The organism is Mesorhizobium sp. CO1-1-7 (assembly GCF_020164885.1).
In the GTDB taxonomy this organism is placed as follows: Bacteria; Pseudomonadota; Alphaproteobacteria; order Rhizobiales; family Rhizobiaceae; genus Mesorhizobium; species Mesorhizobium australicum.
The window spans coordinates 1-1,264 of record NZ_JAIUHA010000024.1; the positions used below are offsets into that span (position 1 = coordinate 1).

General features: G+C 57.6%; 1 pseudogene. It reads left to right on the top strand.

The annotated features are described in order from the left end of the window. Nucleotides 1-442 precede the first annotated feature (442 nt). Nucleotides 443-704, top strand: a pseudogene (locus LB516_RS28790) (type II toxin-antitoxin system ParD family antitoxin); the annotation flags it as partial. Nucleotides 705-1,264 lie beyond the last annotated feature (560 nt).

Here is a 1,264-nt window from a genome sequence, read left to right on the forward strand (position 1 = left end):
GCTCGTCAGGCTCATAACCTGAAGGTCACAGGTTCAAATCCTGTCCCCGCAACCAAACAAAACGGCCCGCCTGGCTCAATGCCGGCGGGCCGTTCGCGTTCCGATCTCTCCGCACAGAAATTCGAACCCATCAGCCCCCCAAACCAAGCCAACAAAACCTCACAAAGAAAACGGCCGCCAGAGTCCAAATCGGCGGACCGTTGCCTAATCGATGGCCGCCAAGCATGAACAGATTGGCCGGTTGGGCTTTAACTCAGCTGGTCTCCTCACACGCTTTCGGATGCCGGTAGCACGGGCTGCGGCCCTCCGCTCCACAGAACTGTCCCAATCGTTATTTCAATTCTGCCGGATCGGGTGACCCCGCTTGAGCGCGTGGTGACGGTGAAACGCGTTCGAGGCGGCAGAATACTCCTCTGCCACATAATATCTTCCAGGAGGTGCCATGCCCAATTACGCTTTGAACGACCACCATGAGCAATTCATCAAGCGGCAACTCGAATCAGACCGCTACAACAATGCCAGCGAGGTTGTCCGCGCCGGCCTACGCATGCTCGATGACTTCGAGGCGGAGCGGCAAAAGTGGTTGCGCGAGGAAATTCCCGCACGCCTGGCGGCTCCAGCAGAATCCGACGAAGGGAATTCCAGCCGAAACGGTCTTTTCCAGCCTCGAAGCGCGCCATCGCGCGAAACAGGCTAAGGCCGAGTATGAACGGAATATCGGATCGTCTTTCATCCCGCGGCACAAGCCGAACTCCAACAGCTCTACGACGGCATAGCCGAGCGGCCGTCGCCAGCGATCGCCTGGAATTTTGTCGTGGTATCCAGGAACCATTGTCTCGGCTTAGCGACTTTTCCACAGGGAGGCACCGAGCGGCTCGATATCATGCCTGGGCCGCGGATTGTTGATTGCCGGGGGCGGTCAGCATTTGCCTTCGTGATCGAGGATGAGCAGGTGCTGATCCCTCGACATCTTCTACGCCAGTCGACTCACACCGGAATTGCTGGAGAATCGGCGCTGAAAGCCGCTCGGGCGAGGTCCGTGGGCGGGCAGCAGTTTTCAAAGCGAAGCATGCCAGGCGTCGGGTCAAAGTGGGAACCCACGCATAAACAACCGTGAAAGCGACGGGGGAATTCAGCCTAGCCAACTCACGAATTTCAGCCCCGTGGATATCTCTACGATAAATCGAAAAAACATTTGGGAACGGTGTTGACAGTTTTGGTTGGTGGCGACTATATACGCCTCACGAACGAGGGCGGTGCGCCG